Source organism: Microbacterium sp. A94, assembly GCF_051842855.1.
In the GTDB taxonomy this organism is placed as follows: domain Bacteria; phylum Actinomycetota; class Actinomycetes; order Actinomycetales; family Microbacteriaceae; genus Microbacterium.
In genome coordinates this window covers 167,894-191,052 of record NZ_JBPXMU010000005.1, presented here as the reverse complement: position 1 = coordinate 191,052, position 23,159 = coordinate 167,894, and the positions used below count along the sequence as shown (strand labels likewise).

The window sequence follows — 23,159 nt, the reverse complement described above, 5'->3', positions numbered from 1 at the left end:
TGCCGCTGCCACGGCTCGGTCATGGGGAATCTTCTAGGCTAGGAACATGTCGCACCCCTTCGATCAGTCGTCGTTTCAGGTCCGTTTCGACTGGGGAATCGCCGGACTCGAGCGGCTGGCAGCGGCCGACGTCGTGGTCGTAGTCGACGTACTGCGGTTCTCCTCGACGGTGACGGATGCCGTGGCATCCGGGCAATCCATCGAACTCGCCGATGCACGGCAGTGGTCGCCGAACGGGGCCGCCGTCGCCGCGGCCGCGCAGGGTGCCACCGTCCTGCTCGGGTCGCTGCGCAACGCTTCGGCCGTTGCGCGCGCGGTGCTCGAGATCCAGAATCGCCGTCAGGTGCGAACCTCGGTGAACGTGATCGCCGCTGGCGAGCGAACGGATGCCGGTGACCTCCGCTTCGCCGTCGAAGACCAGCTGGGAGCCGGAACCATCATCTCCGCGCTCAGCGATCTCGGCGCAGATCACACCTCACCGGAAGCGGCCGCAGCGTGCGAATCCGCGCGCGGACTGCGCCGGGCCACGCGGCACCTGCTCACGGCCTCGGGATCGGCTAAAGAACTCGCAGCGGGGGTCGGGGGAGCAGTGGCGACTGAGCGAATGATCGCGGCGGGGATCGTTCCGACCGAGCCGAAGGCGGCAGCCGAAATCGATGCGACAGACGCCGTGCCCGTGCTCAACGGGGGCAAGTTCATCACGTTCCGGTAGGGCGACGAGTCAGCGCGGTGTCTGAGCGGCGAGCTTCGTCGCCGGGCTGATCTCGCGACGAACCCACTCGAACGCGAACCGCGCGTCGAACGCCCGCGAACACTTGGCGCATGAGGTCGGCCGGCCAGGGCGGCGATGACGATAGGTCACGTGGCCGGTCGGACACGTTCCGACCCACGGTGCGAGCTCCTCGGCCGTTTCGCCGTGGTGCGTGGTGCCGCCGACGTAGCCGAGGTCACGGGCGATGCGTTTCCACTTCGCCCCGTGCGCGGCCTTGTGCCCGGCGAGGGCATGAGCGACCTCGTGCAGCAGCACCTGGTGGATTTCGTCGTCGTCGAAACGTGCCGCGAGATAGCGCGACACAGTGATCTTCTTCGCCCCGAAATCGCACTGCCCGGCACGGCGCTTGGCATGGTCGAAGCCGAAGGACCACGTCTCGTCGAGGTGCATCCGAATCAGCGCCTCGCCCCAGACGCGCACACGGTTCAGGTCCGCCATGCGCCCAGCGTAAAACATCCCGCAGACATTCGGGGCGACCCGGTGGTCAGGGGAAGACGAGCTGTCCGCTGCGGCGCTTCTCTGCAGCCTCGATCGCCAGCAGCGCGGTTTCCAGCTCGGGGTCGGCAGCACCGGCCTCGCGGCGCAGGAACAGCGCCTGCTTGAAGCTGTCCCGAGCCTGGTCGAAGTCGCCGGCATCGTAGGCATTCTTGCCGTGATGCTGGTACGCGAATGCCGCGATCGATGCCCAGCCCTGTCCTTCGGCTTCAGACGCGCAGGTTGCCAATTCCTGCTCCGCGGCAGCATACGCGCCGCGGTACTGCAGAATCGTCGCGTGCAGCACACGGGAACGCAGTACGTCCTTTCGAGTCCCCGCCATGCGCGCGACCCGGACGGACTCGTCCGAGAGGTGCAGCGCCTCATCCAGACGGTCGAGAACCTTCAACAGCCAGACGCGCTCAAGCAGCGCCGGCAGGCTCCGTTGAGCCTCGATCTCAGACAGTCGGGCAGCGCATTCGACCTGGTCGACCTGTTCCCGAAGAGTGTCTGGGTCGTAACCCTTGATGTAACCCATTGTGCTCTCCTCTCGCAGCGCTTGTCCTAGTCTGCCTGTCATTGCGCAGGAGGGGCCGCTGGCGCGCCCCGGAAGGGCATTTCAGCGCAGGAACAGCGATGCGTCCGGCTTCGGGGATGCCACAGCATCCGCGTCTGTGACGATGTGGGCGCCCTTCGCGAAGGCCGCGATCTCGGCGCCCTGAGCGATCTTCGCCGGATGAGGGCCAGCAGCCAGCATTCGGGGCAGCCACTCGGTGGGCAGGGGAGAGGCAGATGCTGCGATGACCAGGTTCCCGAACCGGCGCCCCTTGAGTACCTGCGTATCGGCGAGCAGTGCGACCTCCGGAAGGGCGGTGGCGATTGTGGCGACCTGCCGTCTTGCGAAGGCGAGACCGGGGCCATCGGCGACGTTGACCAGCAGCACCCCTGAAGGCGCAAGGAGGGTGCGAAGCTCCGTGTAGAACTCGACGCTGGTCAGGTGTGCTGGTGTCTGTGCGCCGGAGTAGACGTCAGAGACGACCAGATCGCACACACCGGTCAGCGCAGGTGGGAGCTTACGCGCGCCCTCTCGTGCATCGCCGATGCGCACGCGGATCGACGCGTCGCGCGGCAGGGGAAGATGCTCGCGAACGAGAGCTGCGAGTGGGGCTTCCAGTTCGATCACCTGCTGACGAGAACCGGGCCGGGTCGCAGCGATGTAGCGCGGAATGGTCAGCGCTCCGGCGCCGAGATGTACGGCTGTCAGGGCTGCGCCCGGGGACGTGAGCTGATCGATGACGGCGCCCATGCGCACGATGTACTCGAAGTGCAGATGCGTCGGGTCGTCGAGATCGACATGCGACTGCGGGGTGTCGTCGACGATGAGTTCGAATCCGCTGGTGAACTCCGACGGGATGATCCGCGCGATGCCGCCGTGGTCCAGATGGGCCTGAGGATGCTCGGTGTCTTTTGTGCGCGTTCTACCCATGGGAACGAGCCTACGGTGCGACGGTCGTCCGCGCGGAGGCGCAAGCGTTACCCAGCCGATACCAGATCGAAACACGGAAGCGTTTGGATAACTGGAGCGTGCTGGGTAGCGTCAGATCATCACCGTGATGGGGCGACGACGCCCTAGCACGCGCAACGAAGCGCCCACAGGGAAGGTACCCAGCATGAACCACTCATCCATGCGTCGACGAGGCCTCATCGCCGTCACCGGCACCGCGATCGCAGCCATGCTGCTCGCGGGTTGTGTCGCCAGCGAGAGAGAAGCCGACACCGAGGACTCCGGTGAGAGCACGAGCGACATCGACGGCACATTCGTGTTCGCCGCGTCTTCGGACCCCGTGGCTCTCGACCCGGCTTTCGCCCAGGACGGCGAGACGTTCCGCGTCTCACGTCAGATTTTCGAAGGCCTGATCGGTACCGAGCCCGGAACCGCAGACCCCGCGCCTCTGCTCGCGGAGAAGTGGGACTCCAGCGAAGACGGCATGAGCCACACCTTCACCTTGAAGGAAGGGGTGACCTTCCACGACGACACCCCATTCAACGCCGAGGCCGTCTGCTCCAACTTCGATCGCTGGTACAACTGGACGGGCCTTGCCGCGTCCGAGGCCTTCGGGTATTACTACTACAAGCTGTTCCAGGGCTTCGCGTCGAACCCGGAACAGGCTGTCTACAAGTCATGCACCCCGGACGGCGACTACTCCGTCACGGTCGAGCTGAACAAGCCGTTCGCCGGCTTCATCCCCGCTCTGTCACTGCCGGCATTCTCGATGCAGAGCCCCTCCGCGATGGCGGAGTTCGGCGCAGACGAGGTCGGCGGCTCCGCCGAGGCTCCGCAGATGTCCGAGTACGGCATGGCGCACCCGGTCGGAACCGGCCCCTTCCAGTTCGATGAGTGGGCTCCGGGCGAGCAGGTCACGCTCACGGCCTATGACGGATACTGGGGCGAACAGGGCCAGATCGACGAGATCATCTTCCGTACGATCGATGACCCGACAGCCCGCCGCCAGGCGCTGGAGTCCGGGGCGATCGACGGTTACGACCTCGTTGGCCCGGCAGACACACAGGCGCTGGAGGAGGACGGATTCCAGATGGTCTCCCGTCCGCCGTTCACGATCCTCTACCTGGCGTTCAACCAGGCGATCCCCGAGCTGCAGGACCCCACTGTTCGTGAGGCGCTGTCGTTCGCGATCGACAAGGATGCCCTGATCACTCAGGTTCTTCCCGAGGGAACACAGAAGGCGATCGAGTTCATGCCTCCGGTCGTCAACGGCTACAACGAAGACGTCACCACCTACGACTTCGACCCCGAGAAGGCCAAGGAGCTTCTCGCGGAGGCCGGCTACACCGAGGCCAATCCGCTGAAGCTGGACTTCAACTACCCGGTCAACGTCTCGCGCCCGTACATGCCGGACCCCGAGCAGATCTTCACCGTGCTCTCGACACAGCTGGCGGCCGTCGGCGTGGAGACCACTCCCGTATCCGAAGAGTGGGGCGAGTACCTCGACCGCACGACCGGCACCGCAGACCACGGCATCCACCTGCTCGGCTGGACGGGTGACTACAACGACACCGACAACTTCGTCGGAGTCTTCTTCGGCCAGCAGAGCTCCGAGTGGGGCTTCGACAACCCGGACCTCTTCCAGAAGCTCGCCGAGGCGCGCGGCATCGCGAACCTGGAAGAGCAGAGCGCGCTGTACGAGCAGATCAACGAGGATGTCGCGCAGTTCATCCCCGGCGTCCCGCTCGCGCACCCGGCACCCACCCTGGCCTTCGACCCGCGGGTCGAAAGCTACCCTGCCAGCCCGGTGAATGACGAGGTCTTCACGGACATCGTCCTCACCAAGTAAGGATTCACGCGTGGTGGTACCCGGTGCAAACCGGGTGCCACCACGCACCTGAAAAGCTGGGAGTACTTTTTGCTGCGCACCATCGGCAGGCGACTGCTGTTTCTCATTCCGACTCTGCTGGGCCTGAGCATTCTGCTGTTCGCCTGGGTCAGAGCTCTTCCCGGCGGCCCGGCGGTCGCACTTCTCGGAGAGAAGGCGACGCCAGAAGCCGTCGCCCGAATCAACGAACTCTATGGCTTCAACAAGCCGCTGATCGAGCAGTACTTCATCTGGATCGGTCGGCTGCTGCAGGGCGATTTCGGCACTTCTATTCAGACCAACCGTCCGGTGCTGGAAGAGTTCCTCCGCCGCTTCCCCGCGACGATTGAACTGTCGATCACCGCTCTGATCTTCGCGGTCGGCGTCGGCATTCCGCTGGGATACTGGGCGGCGCGACGACACGGCAAGTTCAGCGATCACGCTGCTGTTGTGCTGAGCCTGGTCGGCATCACCATTCCGGTGTTCTTCCTGGCCTTCATCTTGAAATACATCTTCGCCGTCCAGCTGGGCTGGTTGCCCTCGGACGGGCGCCAGAACCCGCGAATAGATGCCACTCATCCCACCGGCTTCTACGTGTGGGACGGCATCATCACCGGCGAATTCGATGCGTCGTGGGATGCGTTCCTGCATCTGGTCCTGCCCGCACTCGCACTGGGCACCATCCCGTTGGCGATCATCGTCCGCATCACTCGCGCGAGCGTGCTCGAGGTGCAGAACGCCGACTATGTGCGCACCGGACGCGCAAAGGGTGTGTCCGCATCGACGCTGCGCGGACGCTTCATCCTCCGCAACTCCATGCTGCCGGTGATCACAACGATCGGTCTGCAGACGGGATTGCTGATCTCGGGGGCGGTGCTGACCGAGACGGTGTTCGCCTTCCCCGGCATCGGCTCGTTCCTGGCGCGGGCCATCTTCACCCGTGACTTCCCCGTGCTGCAGGGCTTCATCATCTTCATCGCCATCGCCTACGCGCTGATCAACCTCGCGGTGGACGTCTCCTATAGCTTCATCGACCCGAGAGTGAGGGTGCAATGAGCGTTCCGCTTCCACCAGCACAGGGCGGCGAGGTCATCGACACCGTTGCCATCGCACAGTCCGAACTCAAAGACAGCACCGGCGGCTTCTGGCGTGATGTCTTCCGCCGGCTGCGGCACAATCCGACCGCATGGATCGGCGCGGCCATCGTGCTCATCTTCCTGCTCATCGCGGCTCTCGCTCCGTTGCTGGCGCCGTATCCGGAGACCGCTCTTCCCGGTGCGAAGTTCATCACGCCGACGAATATTCCGGGTCCGGGTGAGCTCCCGGAATTCCCTCTCGGATTGGACCGATTCGGCGGCGACGTGCTGTCGAAGCTCATCTGGGGTGCGCAGGCATCGTTGATGGTCGGCGTCATCTCCACCGCCATCGGGTTGGTGGGCGGCATGATCCTCGGCCTTATCGCCGGAACCTTCGGCGGCTGGGTGGACACGGTCATCATGCGCATCGTCGACATCATCCTGTCGGTGCCGAACCTGCTGCTGGCGGTTTCCATCGCGGCGATCCTGGGACAGACGCCATCTGCGGTCATGATCGCCATCGGTGCCTCACAGGTGCCGATCTTCGCTCGGCTCCTGCGCGCATCGATGCTGCAGCAGCGCTCAAGCGACTACGTGCTCTCCGCGCAGACACTGGGCCTCGGCCGCGGACGGATCACCATGTCGCACGTGTTGCCGAATGCGATCGGCCCCGTCATCGTGCAGGCAACACTCACCCTGGCGACGGCCGTGATCGATGCGGCAGCGCTGTCGTTCCTCGGCCTCGGCGGCGGGCGTCCGGAGACGGCGGAATGGGGGCGGATGCTGACCTACGCACAGAGTGAACTGGCGATTGCGCCGTGGCTGGCGTTCTTCCCGGGTATCTGTATTGCCGTCACAGCCCTGGGCTTCACCCTCTTTGGCGAGGCGCTGCGCGAATCCATGGACCCGAGAACGAGAGCACGCTGATATGTCGATGAAGCAGCAGAGCATGACCGCACCCCTCCTCTCTGTTGAGGATCTCGCCGTGGATTTCAATACCGTCGACGGCGTCGTGCACGCGGTCGAGGGCGTGAGCCTGGAGATCTCCGCGGGCGAGACGGTCGCGATCGTGGGGGAGTCCGGCTCCGGCAAATCCACCACGGCCATGGCGATCATCGGGCTGTTGGCCGGTGGCGGACGCATCGCCGCCGGCAGCGTCCGGTTAGACGGAGCGGAGATCTCGAAAGCATCCGAGTCCGAGCTGCAGAAGATTCGCGGGCGCGACATCGGGCTCGTTCCGCAGGACCCGATGTCGAACCTAAACCCGGTCGCCAAGATCGGAACGCAGGTCGCCGAGACGCTGCTCGCGCACGGTCTCGCCACCCGGCAGAACGTGTCTGCGAAGGTCGTCGAGGCGCTGGAAGCCGCGGGGCTTCCGGATGCTGAGAAGCGGGCGAAGCAGTACCCCCATGAGTTCTCCGGCGGCATGCGCCAGCGTGCACTGATCGCGATCGGATTGGCGTGCAATCCGCGCCTGTTGATCGCGGACGAACCCACGAGTGCGCTGGATGTCACCGTGCAGCAGACGATTCTCGATCAGATCGGTGCAATGACGCGCGAGCTCGGCACCGCGGTGCTGCTGATCACGCACGATCTCGGCCTGGCGGCGGAGCGGGCAGAGCGCGTGATCGTGATGCACCGCGGCAAGGTTGTGGAGCAGGGCGCGGCGAAGCAGATCCTGGAAGCCCCACAGCATCCGTACACGCAGTCCCTCGTCGCGGCGGCACCGTCGGTCGCGGTGGCGCGCCTGCAGCCGGCGGCATTTACTGCGGCATCCGACAAGACCCGGTCGGTGAGTGAGCGGAGCGAGGCGAAACGTGCCTCCGTCGCATCCGACAACATCGTCGAGATCAAGAACCTCACCAAGGTGTACCCGGTGCGCGGTCGCGGCGAGGACTTCGTCGCCGTCGACGATGTCTCCCTGGCGATTCCTCGGGGCGAGACGGTCGCGATCGTGGGGGAGTCGGGGTCGGGCAAGACCACGACAGCGCGGATGCTGTTGAAGGTGATCGAGCCGACCAGTGGCCTGATCACGTTCGAGGGCAAAGACATCTCCGCGCTCAGCCGTGCGGAGACGCGCGACTTCCGGCAGCGCGTGCAGACGATCTTTCAGGATCCGTATTCGAGCCTGAACCCGATGTTCACGATCGAGCGTCTAATCGCTGAACCGCTGGAGTTCTACCGGCGCGGCAATAGCGCCGATCGGCGTAAACGGGTGCGACAACTGCTGGATGATGTGGCGCTGCCGCAGTCGATGCTGCGCCGGTACCCGGCAGAGCTCTCCGGCGGTCAGCGTCAGCGCGTAGCAATCGCTCGGGCGCTGGCTTTGTCGCCGGAGTTGATCGTCTGCGATGAGCCGGTCTCGGCGCTGGATGTGCTCGTGCAGGATCAGATCCTGACGCTGCTGGGCGACCTGCAACGCGAGTACGGGCTGAGCTATCTGTTCATCTCGCACGATCTGGCCGTCGTGCGGTTGATCAGCGACTACGTATGCGTGATGAAGGACGGCGCACTCGTTGAGGCGGCCACCAGTGAGGAGATCTTCACGAACCCTCGAGACCCGTACACACGGCGGTTGCTGGCGTCCATTCCCGGCAACGAACTCAACATCGCCTCCTGACGAACGGATGCCAATACCGCAGCATCCGGAATTGGTCAAGGATTCCGCTTGCCATGTCGCGAAATCCGACGTATAGTTGATCTTTGCGCCTCGGTTCTCCCTGCCCTCATATGGTGGTCGGCAGTTGTTGAGCATACGAACGCGCACTCACCTGACGACAAAGGAATCGAGAAGCCCTGCGGGGCTCACGGAGGTTATTCCCTTGGCTGCTGCTCGCAACGCATCCACATCCACCACCAACAAGAACGGGCGCGGCGTCTCGCGGCTCTCGTTCGCCAAGATCTCCGACACGCTGGAGGTTCCTGACCTTCTCGCGTTGCAGACCGAGTCGTTTGATTGGCTCGTCGGCAACGAAGCGTGGAAGACCCGTCTCGCCGAAGGCAAGAAGGCCGGCCGTACGGACCTCAATGAGTTCAGTGGTCTGGAGGAGATCTTCGAGGAGATCTCCCCGATCGAAGACCTCAGCGAGACCATGCAGCTGAGCTTCACGAACCCGTACCTGGAGCCGGAGAAGTACTCGATCGACGAGTGCAAGGAGCGTGGCAAGACCTACGCTGCTCCGCTGTACGTCGAAGCCGAGTTCATGAACCACCAGACCGGTGAGATCAAGACTCAGACCGTCTTCATGGGTGATTTCCCCCTGCAGACCGGCAAGGGCACGTTCATCATCAACGGCACCGAGCGTGTCGTCGTGTCGCAGCTGGTGCGCTCCCCGGGTGTCTACTTCGACAAGTCCCCGGACAAGACCTCTGACAAGGACATCGTCTCCGCTCGCGTCATCCCGAGCCGTGGTGCATGGCTCGAGTTCGAGATCGACAAGCGCGACCAGGTCGGCGTGCGCATCGACCGCAAGCGCAAGCAGTCCGTCACCGTGTTCCTGAAGGCCCTCGGCATGACCAGCGAAGAGATTCTCGCTGAGTTCAGTGGCTTCCCCTCGATCGAGGAGACGCTGGCCAAGGACACCATCCTCACCAAGGAAGACGCGCTTCGCGACATCTACCGCAAGCTCCGTCCGGGCGAGCAGGTTGCCGCTGAGGCCGCCCGTGCGCTGCTGGACAACTTCTACTTCAACTCGAAGCGCTACGACCTCGCGAAGGTCGGTCGCTACAAGATCAACCAGAAGCTGGGCCTGAACCAGCCGCTGGGCTCCTCGGTGCTGACGGTCGAAGACATCGTCGCGACCATCAAGTACCTCGTGCGTCTGCACCGTGGCGATGAGACCTTCACCGCCCTCCGCGGCGGCAAGAAGGCCGAGATCCGTATGGCAACGGACGACATCGACAACTTCGGCAACCGTCGCATCCGCGCCGTTGGCGAGCTCATCCAGAACCAGGTTCGCACCGGTCTGTCCCGTATGGAGCGCGTCGTTCGCGAGCGCATGACCACACAGGACATCGAAGCGATCACGCCGCAGACCCTGATCAACGTGCGTCCTGTCGTCGCCGCGATCAAGGAGTTCTTCGGAACGTCGCAGCTGTCGCAGTTCATGGATCAGAACAACCCGCTCGCGGGTCTGACCCACAAGCGCCGCCTCTCGGCCCTCGGCCCCGGTGGTCTCTCACGTGACCGCGCAGGCGTCGAGGTGCGTGACGTTCACCCGTCGCACTACGGCCGCATGTGCCCCATCGAGACCCCTGAAGGCCCGAACATCGGTCTGATCGGTTCGCTGGCAACCTTCGCGCGCATCAACGCCTTCGGTTTCATCGAGACCCCGTACCGCCGCGTCGTCGACAGCAAGGCCACCGACCAGATCGACTACCTCACGGCAGCCGAAGAGGTTGACTTCAACATTGCTCAGGCCAACGCGCCGCTGGGCAAGGATGGCGCCTTCCTCGACAGCCACGTGCTTGCTCGTCCTAAGGGCGGTAGCGGTGAGGTCGACATGTTCGAGCCCGCCGAGATCGGCTACATGGACGTGTCGCCGCGTCAGATGGTGTCGGTTGCAACCTCGCTCGTGCCGTTCCTTGAGCACGATGACGCACAGCGCGCGCTCATGGGCGCGAACATGCAGCGTCAGGCTGTGCCGCTGCTGCGCAGCGACTCGCCGCTGGTCGGAACCGGTATGGAAGGCTACGCAGCCATCGACGCCGGTGATGTCATCTCGGCTGAGAAGGCCGGTGTCGTCACCGAGGTCTCCGCAGACCGCGTTGTCGTTCAGCTCGACGAGGGTGGAACGCAGGAGTACTACCTGCGCAAGTTCGACCGCTCGAACCAGGGCACGTCCTACAACCAGAAGGTCGTCGTCTCCGCAGGCGAGCGGGTCGAGGTCGGCGAGATCATCGCTGATGGTCCCGCCACCCAGAACGGTGAGCTCGCGCTCGGCAAGAACCTGCTCGTCGCGTTCATGCCGTGGGAAGGCTACAACTTCGAGGATGCGATCATCCTCAGCCAGGACCTGGTGAAGGACGACACCCTCTCCTCGATTCACATCGAAGAGTACGAGGTTGACTCCCGCGACACGAAGCTCGGCAAGGAGGAGATCACCCGTGACCTCCCCAACGTCAGCCCCGAGTTGCTGAAGGACCTCGACGAGCGCGGCATCATCCGCATCGGCGCCGAGGTTCGCCCCGGCGACATCCTCGTCGGCAAGGTCACGCCGAAGGGCGAGACCGAGCTGAGCGCTGAGGAGCGTCTGCTCCGTGCGATCTTCAACGAGAAGAGCCGTGAAGTTCGCGACACTTCGCTGAAGGTTCCCCACGGTCAGCAGGGCACGATCATCGCGGTCAAGGAGTTCAACGCGGAAGATGGCGATGACGAGCTCGGCAGCGGTGTCAACCGCCGCGTCGTGGTCTACATCGCTCAGAAGCGCAAGATCACCGAGGGTGACAAGCTTGCTGGCCGTCACGGCAACAAGGGTGTCATCGCGAAGATCCTCCCGATCGAGGACATGCCGTTCCTTCCGGATGGCACCCCGGTCGACATCGTCCTGAACCCGCTGGGTATCCCGGGACGTATGAACTTCGGCCAGGTCATGGAGACCCACCTCGGATGGATCGCCAAGCAGGGATGGAAGGTCGAAGGTAACCCGGAGTGGGCATCAACGCTGCCCGAGGTCGCTTTCGAGGCCGCTCCTGGCACCAAGGTCGCCACCCCGGTGTTCGACGGCGCTGAAGAGCACGAGATTGCAGGTCTTCTCGACTCGACGCTGCCGACTCGCGATGGCCACCGCCTGATCGACTCGACCGGAAAGACGGTCCTGTTCGACGGTCGTTCTGGCGAGCCGTTCCCTGCGCCGGTCTCGGTGGGCTACATGTACATCTTGAAGCTCCACCACCTGGTGGACGACAAGATCCACGCCCGCTCGACCGGACCGTACTCCATGATCACCCAGCAGCCGCTCGGTGGTAAGGCACAGTTCGGTGGACAGCGCTTCGGTGAGATGGAAGTGTGGGCGCTTGAGGCCTACGGTGCGGCATACGCGCTCCAGGAGCTCCTCACGATCAAGTCTGATGACATCCTCGGCCGCGTGAAGGTCTACGAGGCGATCGTCAAGGGCGAGAACATCCAGGAGCCTGGCATCCCCGAGTCGTTCAAGGTGCTCATGAAGGAGATGCAGTCGCTCTGCCTGAACGTCGAGGTCCTCTCGGCTGACGGCACCGCGGTCAACCTCCGCGACACTGACGACGAGGCATTCCGCGCAGCGGAAGAGCTCGGTATCAACATCTCCAGCCGATTCGAGTCCGCCTCGATCGACGAGATCTGACGCTTCGACAGCGCCCGATTTCGCTGAAATTTTATTGAGACACAGGAGAACTAGTGCTCGAGTCAAACACCTTCGATGAGCTTCGCATCGGCCTGGCTACCGCTGACGACATCCGCGGATGGTCCTACGGTGAGGTCAAGAAGCCCGAAACCATCAACTACCGCACGCTCAAGCCCGAGAAGGACGGTCTGTTCGGCGAGCAGATCTTCGGACCTTCCCGCGACTGGGAATGCGCCTGCGGTAAGTACAAGCGTGTCCGCTTCAAGGGCATCGTGTGTGAGCGTTGCGGCGTAGAGGTCACCAAGAGCTCCGTCCGCCGTGAGCGCATGGGCCACATTGAGCTGGCCGCACCCGTCACCCACATCTGGTACTTCAAGGGCGTCCCCTCGCGCTTGGGCTACCTGCTGGACATGGCGCCGAAGGACCTCGAGAAGGTCATCTACTTCGCCGCCTACATGGTGATCTCGGTTGACGAGGATGCTCGTCACCGCGACCTCGCCACCCAGGAGAACAACGTCCGCCTCGAGCTGAAGACGCTGGGTGATCGTCGCGACGCGAAGATCGCCGAGCGCATGACGAAGCTGGAAGATGATCTCGCAGCCCTGGAGGCTGAGGGTGCAAAGGCCGACGCCAAGAAGAAGGTCAAGGATGCCGCCGAGAAGGAGATGACTCTGCTGCGCAAGGGCGCAGACGAGGCCATCGCCAAGCTCGAGCGCGTGTGGGAAGACTTCCGCACACTCGAGGTCGGCGCTCTTCGTCCCGAGGACGACGTCTTCCACGAGCTGCAGGACCGCTTCGGTCAGTACTTCGAGGCCTACATGGGCGCCGAGTCGATCCAGCGTCGCCTGGCAGCTTTCGATCTGAAGACCGAATCGGAGAACCTGCACCTGCAGATCGCCGAGGGCAAGGGCCAGCGCAAGATCCGCGCGATCAAGCGCCTCAAGGTCGTCAACTCGTTCCTGGAGACCGGCATGAGCCCGGCAGCCATGGTTCTGGATGTCGTTCCGGTGATCCCGCCGGAGCTGCGCCCGATGGTGCAGCTCGATGGTGGCCGCTTCGCAACGAGCGACCTCAACGACCTCTACCGTCGTGTGATCAACCGCAACAACCGTCTTCGTCGTCTGATCGACCTCGGTGCCCCCGAGATCATCGTCAACAACGAGAAGCGCATGCTGCAGGAGGCTGTTGACGCGCTGTTCGACAACGGTCGCCGTGGTCGCCCCGTCACCGGTACCGGAAACCGTGCCCTGAAGTCCCTCAGCGACATGCTGAAGGGTAAGCAGGGTCGCTTCCGTCAGAACCTGCTCGGAAAGCGTGTTGACTACTCTGGCCGTTCGGTCATCGTCGTCGGCCCGCAGCTGCAGCTGCACCAGTGTGGCCTCCCCAAGCAGATGGCTCTCGAGCTGTTCAAGCCGTTCGTGATCAAGCGTCTGATCGACCTCGGTCACTCGCAGAACATCAAGGCTGCCAAGCGCGCTGTCGAGCGCACCCGTCCCGAGGTTTGGGACGTGCTCGAGGAGATCATCCGCGAGCGTCCGGTGCTGCTGAACCGTGCACCTACGCTGCACCGCCTGGGTATCCAGGCGTTCGAGCCGCAGCTCGTCGAGGGCAAGGCCATCCAGCTTCACCCGCTCGTGTGTGCAGCGTTCAACGCTGACTTCGACGGTGACCAGATGGCTGTTCACCTGCCGTTGTCGGTTGAGGCGCAGGCTGAGGCTCGCGTTCTGATGCTCGCATCGAACAACATCCTGAAGCCGTCGGACGGTCGTCCGGTCACGCTGCCTTCGCAGGACATGATCATCGGCCTTCACCACCTCACGGTGGTCAAGGACGGCGCCAAGGGTGAGGGCCGCGCATTCGGCTCGGTTTCCGAGGCGATCCTGGCTAAGGACGAGGGCACCCTCGACCTGCAGGCGAAGGTCCGCATCCGTATTCCGGGACTGACGTTCCTCGAGGGCGAAGCGCCCGAGGGATACGAGCGTCACCACCTGCTGGATGCCTCGCTCGGCCAGGCGATCTTCAACGCCACGCTCCCGAAGGGCTACCCGTTCGTCCGCGAACCTGCCGACAAGGGCAAGCTGTCGCAGATCGTCAACAAGCTCGCCGAGGAATACCCCAAGGTCGAGACGGCTGCGACGCTGGACCGCATCAAGGACGCCGGTTTCTACTGGGCAACGCGCTCCGGTGTGACCGTTGCTCTGAGCGACATCCTTACTCCTCCGAACAAGAAGGAGATCGTCGCCAAGCACGAGAAGCTGGCTGCGAAGGTTCAGTCCCAGTACGAGAAGGGTCTCACCACTGACACAGAGCGTCGTCAGGAGCTCATCAAGATCTGGACCGAGGCAACGGACGAGGTTCAGGTCGCGATGCGCGAGAACTTCCCCGAGGACAACACCATCAACCGCATGGTGTCCTCCGGTGCTCGTGGTAACTGGCTGCAGATCCGGAACATCGCCGGTATGCGTGGTCTGGTGAACAACCCGAAGGGTGAGATCATCCCTCGCCCGATCATCTCCTCGTACCGCGAGGGGCTGTCGGTTGCGGAGTACTTCATCGCGACGCACGGTACCCGTAAGGGTCTGGCTGACACCGCTCTGCGTACCGCCGACTCGGGTTACCTGACCCGTCGTCTGGTGGATGTCTCGCAGGACGTCATCATCCGCGAAGAGGACTGTGGCACGTCGAAGGGCCTTGAGCTCCCGATCGCCGCTCCGAACTCGCAGGGTGAGCTCGTGCGCGACGCGAACGTCGAGAACTCGGTGTTCGCTCGTACGCTGGCTGCCGATGTCGTGAACGAGTCGGGTGAGGTTCTCGCCTCGGCTGGTGACGACGTCGGAGACGTTCTGATCGACCGTCTCGTCGAGCTCGGTGTCGACACCATCAAGGTGCGCTCCGTGCTGACGTGCGACTCGGCCGTCGGTGTCTGCGCACAGTGCTACGGCCGCTCGCTGGCGACGGGTAAGACCGTCGACATCGGTGAGGCCGTCGGTATCATCGCCGCACAGTCGATCGGTGAGCCCGGTACCCAGCTGACGATGCGTACGTTCCACACTGGTGGTTCGGCATCGGCGGATGACATCACCCAGGGTCTGCCCCGCGTGCAAGAGCTCTTCGAGGCTCGTACCCCCAAGGGTGCATCGCCGATCGCTGAGGCCGATGGCCGCATCACGATCGACGAGAACGACAAGGGCAAGAAGGTCATCCTTACGCCCGACAACGGTGAAGAAGAGGTTGTCTACCCGGTGCTGAAGCGTGCAACGCTTCTCGTCGAAGACGGCCAGCACGTCACCGTCGGTCAGCCGATCCTGGTCGGCACGCTTGACCCCAAGGAGGTCATGCGTGTCATGGGTGCCCGCGAGGTACAGCGTTACCTCGTCAACGGCGTTCAGGGTGTGTACCGCTCGCAGGGTGTGCCGATTCACGACAAGCACATCGAGGTCATCGTCCGCCAGATGCTCCGCAAGGTCACCGTCGTCGATCACGCCGACACGACTCTGCTGCCGGGTGAGATGGTCGACCTCAAGCGTTACCAGGCGATCAACCGCGAGACCGTGGCCGAGGGCAAGCGTCCGGCTTCTGGCCGTTCGGAGCTGATGGGTATCACGAAGGCGTCGCTTGCGACCGAATCGTGGCTGTCGGCTGCGTCGTTCCAGGAGACGACCCGCGTGCTCACCGAGGCTGCTCTGGCAGGCAAGCGCGACCCGCTGATCGGTCTCAAGGAGAACGTCATCATCGGTAAGCTCATCCCCGCCGGAACCGGTCTTGCGAAGTACCGCGACATTACTGTCGAGGCGACGGAAGAAGCCAAGAGCGAGCGCTACCCGAACCGGATCTTCGCATCCGACGGTGCGTACGCTGAGGGCGACTTCGGCTACGTCGACTTCGACGCGTTCTCAACGGACGACGTCACGCCCGGTACCTATAACTGAGCGATAGTCCATTGAGAAGGCCCCGGTTCCGACAGGAACCGGGGCCTTCTCCGTTCCCCGGCCCCGCGACACCCGTTCCGGTCGCACTTCGTGTTGCTAAAACACCGTTATAGCAGCGTCAAGTGCGACCGGAACGCATGCGGGGCGGCGTCAAGTGCGACCGGAACGCGTGTGGGCGGCGCCGAATGCGACAGAATGGCAGGATGCAGCAGAATTCCCCCAGTGCCGTGGTGATCGGTGACGCCCTGATCGACGAGATCCACGACGCCGGCGGCGTGCGCGAATTGGTCGGAGGTGCCGCGTTGAATGTCGCGGTCGGGCTCCGGCGTCTCGGCGTGCCGACGACGCTCATCGCGATGGTCGGTGATGACGAGGCAGGCGCTCACATTCGTGAGTACCTGAGTGATCACCAGGTGCAGCTGATCGAAAGCGTTGCCCCGCACGGCTCGTCGCGAGCAGTTGTGCAGCGCGACGCGAATGGTGAGCCGACCTATGTTTTCAACGAAGCAGCTCAGCGCCGCAGCATCCGTTATGGCGAAGAAGCGCGACAGGCTCTGCAGGCCGCAGATCTCGCTGTGATCAGCTGTTTTCCCTTTGATGTGCCCGGCGAGGTGGATGCTGTCGCTGACGCCCTTGCCGGCGTTCGCGTCGCGATCGACCCGAACCCGCGATCGGGCATGCTCAGCGACCGGGATGAGTTCGTCCGCGGGTTCGAGAGGCTCGTCGCCGGGGCCGCCATCGTCAAGGTCGGCGCAGACGATGCCGCGCTGCTGTACGACGGCGATCTAACGAAACTACGGGTGCGACTGCGCGCACTGGGTGCGGAGGCGGTGCTCGCGACCGCCGGATCAGATGGTGCCGTGCTGGAGTCAGATGCCGGTCTCCTTGAAGCGCCGATCGCGACCCTGCCCGGACCCATTGTCGATACCGTCGGCGCCGGGGACGCGACTCTTTCCGCCGTTGCGGAAGGCCTCGTCGGCGCGCGCCCGGAAGTGGCGGGGGAGTGGCAGAAGCTGTTGGACCGGGCGATGGATGTCGCCGCTGCAACATGTCGCGCCGAGGGTGGTCTGCTGCGCACGCCGGAGTCGTTGGATGCCGGTGATCGCGGAGTTCGGGGCAGCTGAGCTTTCGATTTCTTGCAGTCGCTTCTGGCGGGTATGCTTGATACTCGCGCCCCCGGTTGGCTGAACAGGCTGGACGGGTGTGCACCTGGCGAGTTACCCAAGCGGCCAAAGGGATCTGACTGTAAATCAGACTGCTACGCATTCACTGGTTCGAATCCAGTACTCGCCACCAAAACCCTGTCTGAAGGCCTCGCGAAAGCGGGGCCTTCAGCCATTTCAGCTTCGGCGAGTACGGCCACCGGAAAATGGTCGACCCGGGATAGTGGCACCGAGGCTCGTTCTCGGCCACACTGAGGGTCATGGGATCAGCGTTGACCACCATCGGACTGCCGGTTGCACTCGGCATCATCATGCTCGGGCTCGGATTGAGCCTCACGCCAGCGGATTTCGCACGAGTGCTGAAACAGCCGAAGGCGGTGCTCGTCGCGTTAGTCTGTCAGCTCGTTGTGCTGCCGGTTGTCTGCTTCGGACTCGTGCTGCTGTTCCAGCTCCCGCCGGTGCTCGCCGTCGGCATGATGATGCTGGCGGCCTCGCCAGGAGGAACGACCGCAAACCTCTACAGTCATCTGTTCCGCGGCGATATCGCGTTGAACATCTCGCTGACCGCGGTGAACTCGGTGATCGCGGTGATCACCCTGCCACTGATCACGAACTTCGCGATCATGTACTTCAATCCGTTTGACGACCAGCTCGGGCTGCAGTGGTCGAAGGCGCTGGAAGTGTTCGCGATCGTACTGCTTCCCGTTGTGCTCGGTATGCTCGTTCGCCACTTCTGGCCGAAGTTCGCCGCCGGTATGGACAAACCCGTTCGCATTGCGAGCGTGATTATCCTCATCGTCGTGATCGGCGGAGCTGTGGCGTCCAATTGGCAACTCCTGGTGGATAACTTCGCTCGCCTCGCCCTGATCACCGTGCTGTTCTGCCTGATCAGCCTCGCCATCGGATTCTTCGTGCCGCGGGCGCTGAAGGTTGGGCGGCGCCAGGCGATCGCGACATCGTTCGAGATCGGCATCCACAACGCGACCCTCGCGATCGTGATCGCACAGACGGTGCTGGGATCGGTTGAGCTGAGTCTGCCCGCTGCCGTGTACGGCGTGCTCATGTTCTTCATCGCGTTCGGGTTCGGCTTCCTCATCCGCGGCCGTGATCGCGAGCCCCGCATTGCAACGGCTTCATAGACTGGACAGATGCGAGCGCTCACAGAATCTGAGGTCCGTGCATCCTTCATCAACGCCACGGAGGATGAACTCGCCCTCATCGAGATGCCGCACGATTTCCTGCTGATCGATTGGGAGTTCCACGACTTTCTCGCCTGGCGTGACCCGGCCTCGAGTAAACGTGGCTGCGTGGTCATCCAGACCGATCAAGGCGTGACCGGCATCGTTCTGCGGCCGAATGACCCCGGCCGCACGCGCTCCGGAATGTGCAACATCTGCCATACGATGCAGCCGGGAAATCAGGTCGCGCTGTTCACTGCTCGTCGTTCCGGTGCGGCTGGGCACCGCGGTGACAGCGTCGGCACGTACATATGCGCCGATCTTTCCTGTCACGAGAGTGTGCGGCTGGCGCATCCGCTCGCGCCCAATGAAGTGCGCGCCGAAGGGCAGGTCGACTTCCGGTTGGACGGCACGCGCCGACGGATGGAGCGTCTCGTCGCGCGTGTGCAGGAGGAGACCGGTTGACTTCGGGTCGCAGCTAAGCTGAATCCCAGTCCCACCCAGTGCTTCAAAGGAGATGCCATGAGCGATGCCATCCTGTTCTCGGTCGATGACGGCCTCGCGCGTTTGACGTTGAACCGTCCGACCCGCCTCAACGCCTTCAACGCCGATCTGGCTCAGGCATGGCGTGACGCGACGATCGAAGCGACGACGCGAGATGATGTTCGGGCGATTCTGCTCGATGCCTCGGGGCCAGCCTTCTGTGCGGGCGGGGACGTCCTCGACATGGCGACGACGATGGGTGAGGGCTCGCAGATCGCCGATCTCGCCGGCGTCATCAATATCGGCATCCGTGCCCTGACAGAGTCCGCGATCCCGGTGGTGGCGGCAGCGCACGGTACGACGGCGGGTGGTGGCCTCGGCATCCTGCTCTGCTCGGACTACGCCGTCATCGGCGGACGATCCAAAGTAGGCAGCCTGTACGCGAATATCGGACTCACCCCTGACCTGTCGGTATCCGCGCAGCTCGCCGCCGCTATCGGACAGCGCCGCGCTTTGCAGCTCGTTCTGCAGGACCGCCTCCTCACAGCCGAAGAGGCGCTCGAGTGGGGGATCGCCGCCGAGATCGTGGCAGGTGCGGATGCCGCGGAAGAAGCAGACCGCGTGCGCTCGCGAGCCGAGGAGATCGCACGGTTCTGGCTCGCCGGTGCAGCCAGCGCCTACGGCCAGGCCAAGCGGCTGGTGCGCTCGCGCCCCGAACGCACTTTCGTCGATCAGCTGGCAGAGGAAGCACGCTCTATCGGGGCCGCTTTCGACACGGCGGATGCGAAAGCCCGCGTCGCGGCGTTCGCCGAAGCATCCGCGAAGAAGGCGCGCTGACGCGTCGGGTTTATCCACACTCCCGCAGCTCAGCGGTATCCGACGGCGGCGCGTGGCAGGATGAAAGCAACGACGGCCGAAGAGGGGACCACCATGTCAGAGGTCACAACAGTCGAGGCTGGGAAGACGAACGCCTCCCTGCTGATCAGAGGGGCGATCTGGATCGCTATCGGCGCGTTGATCGCGGCCGCCATCGTCTGTGTCATCTGGGTGCTTATCGGCAACCAGGACGGCATCATCGGCCGTGCGTTCCTGACGATCCTGCTGCTCGCGGCCTTTGCCGGCGTTGCGATTCTTGAAGCCAGCCTCGCGCCGAACCGTCCGGACTGGCTCGCGCTCGCCAGCATGATCACCTGGATCGTCGCGCTGCTGGTCGGTGCGATCAAGATTTGGATGCCCGAGGCTCCGGACGAGTACACGATGGGTGTCGGACGCTTCTTCATGCTGTTGCTCGTCGTCGGTGTGCTGCAGCTCGGTCTGCTTCATGCGCGACTGTTCACGGCTGCGGCGCAGCGCTACGTGACGACGTTCACGCAGGTCATCTACTACGTCACGATTTCGATCCTGGTCGGACTGGTTGCACTGCTGGTGTTCTTCCTGGCATTCCCGCACACCTTCGACTACGGCGACCTCTACTGGCGCATCGTCGTTGCGCTGGCGATTCTTGCCGCGGTCGGAACCACCCTCATCCCGCTGCTGAACGCGCTGTTCGCTCCGAAGAAGCCAGCTGCGCCGCATGGTTACGCGCCGAACTCGTTCGCGAGCTCTTCACCAGCGCTTGCCGCGCCGCCGGTCGCCGCCCAGCCGTGGCCGACATACGCGGACGGCGCGACCCCGTTGCCCGTGCTGCAGGACGGATCACCGGACTGGAACGCCTATTACACGGGCTATCCGACGCAGCAGCAGGCGTGGATTGAGACTTCTGCGCAGGGCTTCCCGGTGACGCCGGAACCGGTCGCGCCGGAGCAGGCCGCACCAGCACCGGAGCAGCCGGCGCCTGCGCCTGCTCAGCCTGCGCCTGCGCCTGTCCAGCAACCTGAGCCTCAGCAGCCTGCGCCTGTCCAGCAACCTGAGCCTCAGCAACCTGAGCCTTCTCAGCAGCCTGCGCCTTCTCAGCAGCCTGCGCCCGGCCAGCATCCGATTCCTGGTCAGCATCCGACTCCTGGATCGTTCCCTCCTCCTCCGCCGGCGCCGCCGCTGTGAGCCGAGAAGTGAACGACGTTCGCCGACTCCGGGAGTTGGCCACGGATATCGCGCGAGAAGCGGGCGAGCTTGCCCGCCTGCGCCGAGCCGAAGGCGTTCTGCTGGCGGCAACCAAATCAACTGTCGCTGACATCGTCACAGAGGCCGACCGTGAAGTAGAGCAGCTCATCCGCGACAGGTTGAGCGCTGAGCGCCCGGGTGACGGATTCCTGGGTGAAGAGTCGGGCGGAGCGGACAGTGCAACCGGCCTGACCTGGGTCGTCGACCCGATCGACGGCACGGTGAACTATGCCTACGGCATGCCCGCCTATAGCGTCAGCATTGCCGTGGTCGAGGGGAACGCCGACCCGGAGACGTGGATCGGGCTTGCCGGAGCTGTCTACGCTCCTGTGCTCGGTGAACTGTTCACCGCGGCGCACGGTGAAGGAGCATGGCTGGGGGAGACGAGGCTCTCCGTCAACGCTGAGGCTCCGGCCGGCGCGTTGCTGGCGACCGGTTTCGGCTACGATCCGACGACTCACGATGGTGACCTCGCTACCGTGCGCCAGATCATGCGGCTCGCACGCGACCTACGCCGGATGGGCTCCGCTGCGCTCGATTTGAGCTATGTCGCGGCCGGCCGACTTGACGGCTACTTCGAACGCGGCTTGCGCCCGTGGGACTTCGCCGCCGGTGCGCTCCTGGTCACCGAAGCCGGTGGTGTCGTGACGAGAACGGATACAGCATCCGAGCGGCCGATGCTCGTTGCTGCTGGGCCCGAGATCCACGCCCAGATTTCTTCTGTTCTCCACAATGAGAGCTAGACCGTCGCACATGGCATTCACAGACCGATCACGGTAGTGTTTACCCGTTCGTTATCTTCGTAGCCCGAACTTCGAAGATCTTCCCCCCGATTCCCAAGTACCCGAGAGAACCGTTTTGCCCTTCGACTCCCCCCTGGCTGAACCTGTGCCAACGCGCCGTTCCAGCCGCGCACGGACCGCGAATTCGGTGACTCCGAACGGCACTGGCTCGGCCCCTGAGCAGCCGCTCTCGCGTCGTGAGATCCGTGAGCGTCACCGTGTGGCAACCGCCGAGACGCAGATCGTTGACGAGTCGCTTGTTGCGGATGTTGCGCAGCAGGTTGCTGCTGTCGCCGAGGTGTTGGTCGAAGCTGTGGCAGACCCGGCCGGACAGGTTCGCGTGGAGTCCGGGGCTTCGGATGTCGTCGACGAACCTGATTCTGACCTGTTCGTATGCGCATCGCGCGCGTTTCGCGCGGTTGCCGCGGAGCCGTCGATTTTCGATGCCGCTCGCGAGCAGTCGCTTCCACCCGAGGCCACCACGATTCATGTAGCACCGCGGCGCAGCAAAGCTCGCCGCAAGCTGCTGGCCGTTGGTGCCACGGTGGGAGTCATGGGTGTAGCCGGCATGCTCGCGGTTTCGATGACGCTTCCGGCAGAAGCAGTCGCGGCGGTGCAGGGCACCCAGAACCAGACGGTGACGTCGCTGGTTGCTGGCTCGCAGGTTGTCGCATCCGACGTCGCTGAGGACGAGATCCAGGCGTACGTCGCGTCCTCCGACGTGCAGAACGACACGATTGAGCGCACCGAGAGCTTCTCGACGGCTTCGCTCATCGATCTCGCTGCGGAAAAGGGCATCCAGTACTCGAACAACCTCTACACGAATGATCCGGATGCTGCTATTCAGTGGCCGTTCGTGGTCGGTGTGTCGATGAGTTCCGGCTACGGAGCGCGCTGGGGTCGCATGCACGAAGGTATTGACCTGGTGCCCGGTGACGGTGCTCCGGTGCAGGTGATTGCCGACGGTACCGTGCGCACGGCGACTGAATCCGGCGGCAACTTCGGGGTCACCGTGTACGTGGATCACGTCATCGACGGCAAGGTCATCACGAGCCACTACTCGCACATGCAGTACGGTTCCCTGCGCGTCAGCGCCGGAGACAAGGTCAAGGTCGGCGACATCGTTGGACTGGTTGGAAACACCGGCCGCTCCTACGGTTCGCACCTGCATTTTGAGCTCATCGTCAACGGTTCGACCATCGATCCGCTGCCGTGGCTGCAGGAGAATGCGGGAAGGTACGACTACTAACCGTCTCGGTTTTTGAGAACGCCGAATAACTGGTATTCTCGTATGGTTGCCTCAGCGAGGTAACAACGCCCCGATAGCTCAGTGGCAGAGCACTTCCATGGTAAGGAAGGGGTCCCGGGTTCAAATCCCGGTCGGGGCTCGCAGCATTCGCTTGGGAGAGTGGAATGCCTTGCGGCAGGGTAGCTCAGTTGGTGAGAGCGCACGACTCATAATCGTGAGGTCGAGAGTTCAAATCTCTCTCCTGCTACAGATAGAAACC

The 23,159-nt window shown here is 63.7% G+C and carries 17 protein-coding genes and 3 tRNA genes; 17 read left to right on the top strand and 3 right to left on the bottom strand.

What is annotated here, in order from left to right:
* Nucleotides 1-46 precede the first annotated feature (46 nt).
* Complete coding sequence (locus ACSU1L_RS13805; protein WP_439256162.1) at nt 47-712, top strand: 2-phosphosulfolactate phosphatase; 666 nt, start codon at nt 47-49, stop codon at nt 710-712.
* Nucleotides 713-721: 9 nt separating this feature from the next.
* Here ACSU1L_RS13805 and ACSU1L_RS13800 read toward each other — a convergent pair whose 3' ends face one another.
* The 3 genes from ACSU1L_RS13800 to ACSU1L_RS13790 all read right to left on the bottom strand — a co-directional run bounded on the left by ACSU1L_RS13800 (nt 722) and on the right by ACSU1L_RS13790 (nt 2,732).
* Nucleotides 722-1,210, bottom strand: a complete 489-nt coding sequence (locus ACSU1L_RS13800) for a SprT-like domain-containing protein (RefSeq protein WP_438253082.1) — start codon at nt 1,208-1,210, stop codon at nt 722-724.
* A 46-nt stretch (nt 1,211-1,256) separates the two neighbouring features.
* Nucleotides 1,257-1,784 carry a hypothetical protein gene (locus ACSU1L_RS13795; protein WP_438253084.1) on the bottom strand — a complete coding sequence of 176 codons (528 nt, stop codon included), beginning with the start codon at nt 1,782-1,784 and terminating at the stop codon, nt 1,257-1,259.
* Nucleotides 1,785-1,865: 81 nt separating this feature from the next.
* Nucleotides 1,866-2,732 carry a spermidine synthase gene (locus ACSU1L_RS13790; protein WP_438253085.1) on the bottom strand — a complete coding sequence of 289 codons (867 nt, stop codon included), beginning with the start codon at nt 2,730-2,732 and terminating at the stop codon, nt 1,866-1,868.
* A gap of 184 nt (nt 2,733-2,916) precedes the next feature.
* Here ACSU1L_RS13790 and ACSU1L_RS13785 point away from each other — a divergent pair, with 184 nt between their 5' ends.
* The 16 genes from ACSU1L_RS13785 to ACSU1L_RS13710 all read left to right on the top strand — a co-directional run bounded on the left by ACSU1L_RS13785 (nt 2,917) and on the right by ACSU1L_RS13710 (nt 23,147).
* Entirely contained in the window at nt 2,917-4,599 is a 1,683-nt protein-coding gene (locus tag ACSU1L_RS13785) for an ABC transporter substrate-binding protein (protein WP_439256161.1), read from the top strand.
* 69 nt (nt 4,600-4,668) lie between these two features.
* Nucleotides 4,669-5,673, top strand: a complete 1,005-nt coding sequence (locus ACSU1L_RS13780; RefSeq protein ID WP_438253087.1) for an ABC transporter permease — start codon at nt 4,669-4,671, stop codon at nt 5,671-5,673.
* The gene (locus tag ACSU1L_RS13775) at nt 5,670-6,620 is read left to right on the top strand and encodes an ABC transporter permease (RefSeq protein WP_438253088.1); all 951 of its coding nucleotides are present in this window, start codon (nt 5,670-5,672) and stop codon (nt 6,618-6,620) included. The genes ACSU1L_RS13780 and ACSU1L_RS13775 overlap by 4 nt, the downstream gene beginning before the upstream one ends.
* 22 nt (nt 6,621-6,642) lie before the next feature.
* Nucleotides 6,643-8,313 (top strand): ABC transporter ATP-binding protein, encoded by a 1,671-nt coding sequence (locus ACSU1L_RS13770; RefSeq protein WP_438253089.1) that lies wholly within the window; start codon nt 6,643-6,645, stop codon nt 8,311-8,313.
* 202 nt (nt 8,314-8,515) lie between these two features.
* Nucleotides 8,516-12,016, top strand: coding sequence for a DNA-directed RNA polymerase subunit beta (gene rpoB / locus ACSU1L_RS13765; protein ID WP_439256160.1), 3,501 nt, complete (start codon nt 8,516-8,518; stop codon nt 12,014-12,016).
* Between the two features lie 53 nt (nt 12,017-12,069).
* Nucleotides 12,070-15,945 (top strand): DNA-directed RNA polymerase subunit beta', encoded by a 3,876-nt coding sequence (gene rpoC / locus ACSU1L_RS13760; RefSeq protein WP_439256159.1) that lies wholly within the window; start codon nt 12,070-12,072, stop codon nt 15,943-15,945.
* Nucleotides 15,946-16,148: 203 nt separating this feature from the next.
* Nucleotides 16,149-17,069, top strand: coding sequence for a carbohydrate kinase family protein (locus tag ACSU1L_RS13755; protein WP_439256158.1), 921 nt, complete (start codon nt 16,149-16,151; stop codon nt 17,067-17,069).
* 87 nt (nt 17,070-17,156) lie between these two features.
* Nucleotides 17,157-17,241: transfer RNA gene (locus ACSU1L_RS13750), tRNA-Tyr, on the top strand.
* Nucleotides 17,242-17,368: 127 nt separating this feature from the next.
* Complete coding sequence (locus tag ACSU1L_RS13745) at nt 17,369-18,247, top strand: bile acid:sodium symporter family protein (protein ID WP_438253094.1); 879 nt, start codon at nt 17,369-17,371, stop codon at nt 18,245-18,247.
* A gap of 9 nt (nt 18,248-18,256) precedes the next feature.
* Nucleotides 18,257-18,751, top strand: coding sequence for an FBP domain-containing protein (locus ACSU1L_RS13740; protein WP_439256157.1), 495 nt, complete (start codon nt 18,257-18,259; stop codon nt 18,749-18,751).
* A 57-nt stretch (nt 18,752-18,808) separates the two neighbouring features.
* Entirely contained in the window at nt 18,809-19,606 is a 798-nt protein-coding gene (locus ACSU1L_RS13735; RefSeq protein WP_438253096.1) for an enoyl-CoA hydratase/isomerase family protein, read from the top strand.
* Between the two features lie 60 nt (nt 19,607-19,666).
* The gene (locus tag ACSU1L_RS13730; RefSeq protein WP_439256156.1) at nt 19,667-20,809 is read left to right on the top strand and encodes a hypothetical protein; all 1,143 of its coding nucleotides are present in this window, start codon (nt 19,667-19,669) and stop codon (nt 20,807-20,809) included.
* Between the two features lie 8 nt (nt 20,810-20,817).
* Complete coding sequence (locus ACSU1L_RS13725; protein ID WP_439256155.1) at nt 20,818-21,612, top strand: inositol monophosphatase family protein; 795 nt, start codon at nt 20,818-20,820, stop codon at nt 21,610-21,612.
* Nucleotides 21,613-21,871: 259 nt separating this feature from the next.
* The gene (locus tag ACSU1L_RS13720; protein ID WP_439256154.1) at nt 21,872-22,900 is read left to right on the top strand and encodes a M23 family metallopeptidase; all 1,029 of its coding nucleotides are present in this window, start codon (nt 21,872-21,874) and stop codon (nt 22,898-22,900) included.
* A gap of 67 nt (nt 22,901-22,967) precedes the next feature.
* Nucleotides 22,968-23,039: transfer RNA gene (locus ACSU1L_RS13715), tRNA-Thr, on the top strand.
* A gap of 34 nt (nt 23,040-23,073) precedes the next feature.
* A tRNA-Met gene (locus tag ACSU1L_RS13710) sits at nt 23,074-23,147 on the top strand.
* The last annotated feature ends 12 nt before the right edge of the window (nt 23,148-23,159 follow it).

Bases quoted from the DNA above. Each gene is read 5' to 3' on its own strand.
- ACSU1L_RS13805 (WP_439256162.1), top strand. From the start codon at position 47: ATGTCGCACCCCTTCGATCAGTCGTCGTTTCAGGTCCGTTTCGACTGG.
- ACSU1L_RS13800 (WP_438253082.1), bottom strand. From the start codon at position 1,210: ATGGCGGACCTGAACCGTGTGCGCGTCTGGGGCGAGGCGCTGATTCGG.
- ACSU1L_RS13795 (WP_438253084.1), bottom strand. From the start codon at position 1,784: ATGGGTTACATCAAGGGTTACGACCCAGACACTCTTCGGGAACAGGTC.
- ACSU1L_RS13790 (WP_438253085.1), bottom strand. From the start codon at position 2,732: ATGGGTAGAACGCGCACAAAAGACACCGAGCATCCTCAGGCCCATCTG.
- ACSU1L_RS13785 (WP_439256161.1), top strand. From the start codon at position 2,917: ATGAACCACTCATCCATGCGTCGACGAGGCCTCATCGCCGTCACCGGC.
- ACSU1L_RS13775 (WP_438253088.1), top strand. From the start codon at position 5,670: ATGAGCGTTCCGCTTCCACCAGCACAGGGCGGCGAGGTCATCGACACC.
- ACSU1L_RS13770 (WP_438253089.1), top strand. From the start codon at position 6,643: ATGACCGCACCCCTCCTCTCTGTTGAGGATCTCGCCGTGGATTTCAAT.
- ACSU1L_RS13755 (WP_439256158.1), top strand. From the start codon at position 16,149: ATGCAGCAGAATTCCCCCAGTGCCGTGGTGATCGGTGACGCCCTGATC.
- ACSU1L_RS13745 (WP_438253094.1), top strand. From the start codon at position 17,369: ATGGGATCAGCGTTGACCACCATCGGACTGCCGGTTGCACTCGGCATC.
- ACSU1L_RS13740 (WP_439256157.1), top strand. From the start codon at position 18,257: ATGCGAGCGCTCACAGAATCTGAGGTCCGTGCATCCTTCATCAACGCC.
- ACSU1L_RS13735 (WP_438253096.1), top strand. From the start codon at position 18,809: ATGAGCGATGCCATCCTGTTCTCGGTCGATGACGGCCTCGCGCGTTTG.
- ACSU1L_RS13730 (WP_439256156.1), top strand. From the start codon at position 19,667: ATGAAAGCAACGACGGCCGAAGAGGGGACCACCATGTCAGAGGTCACA.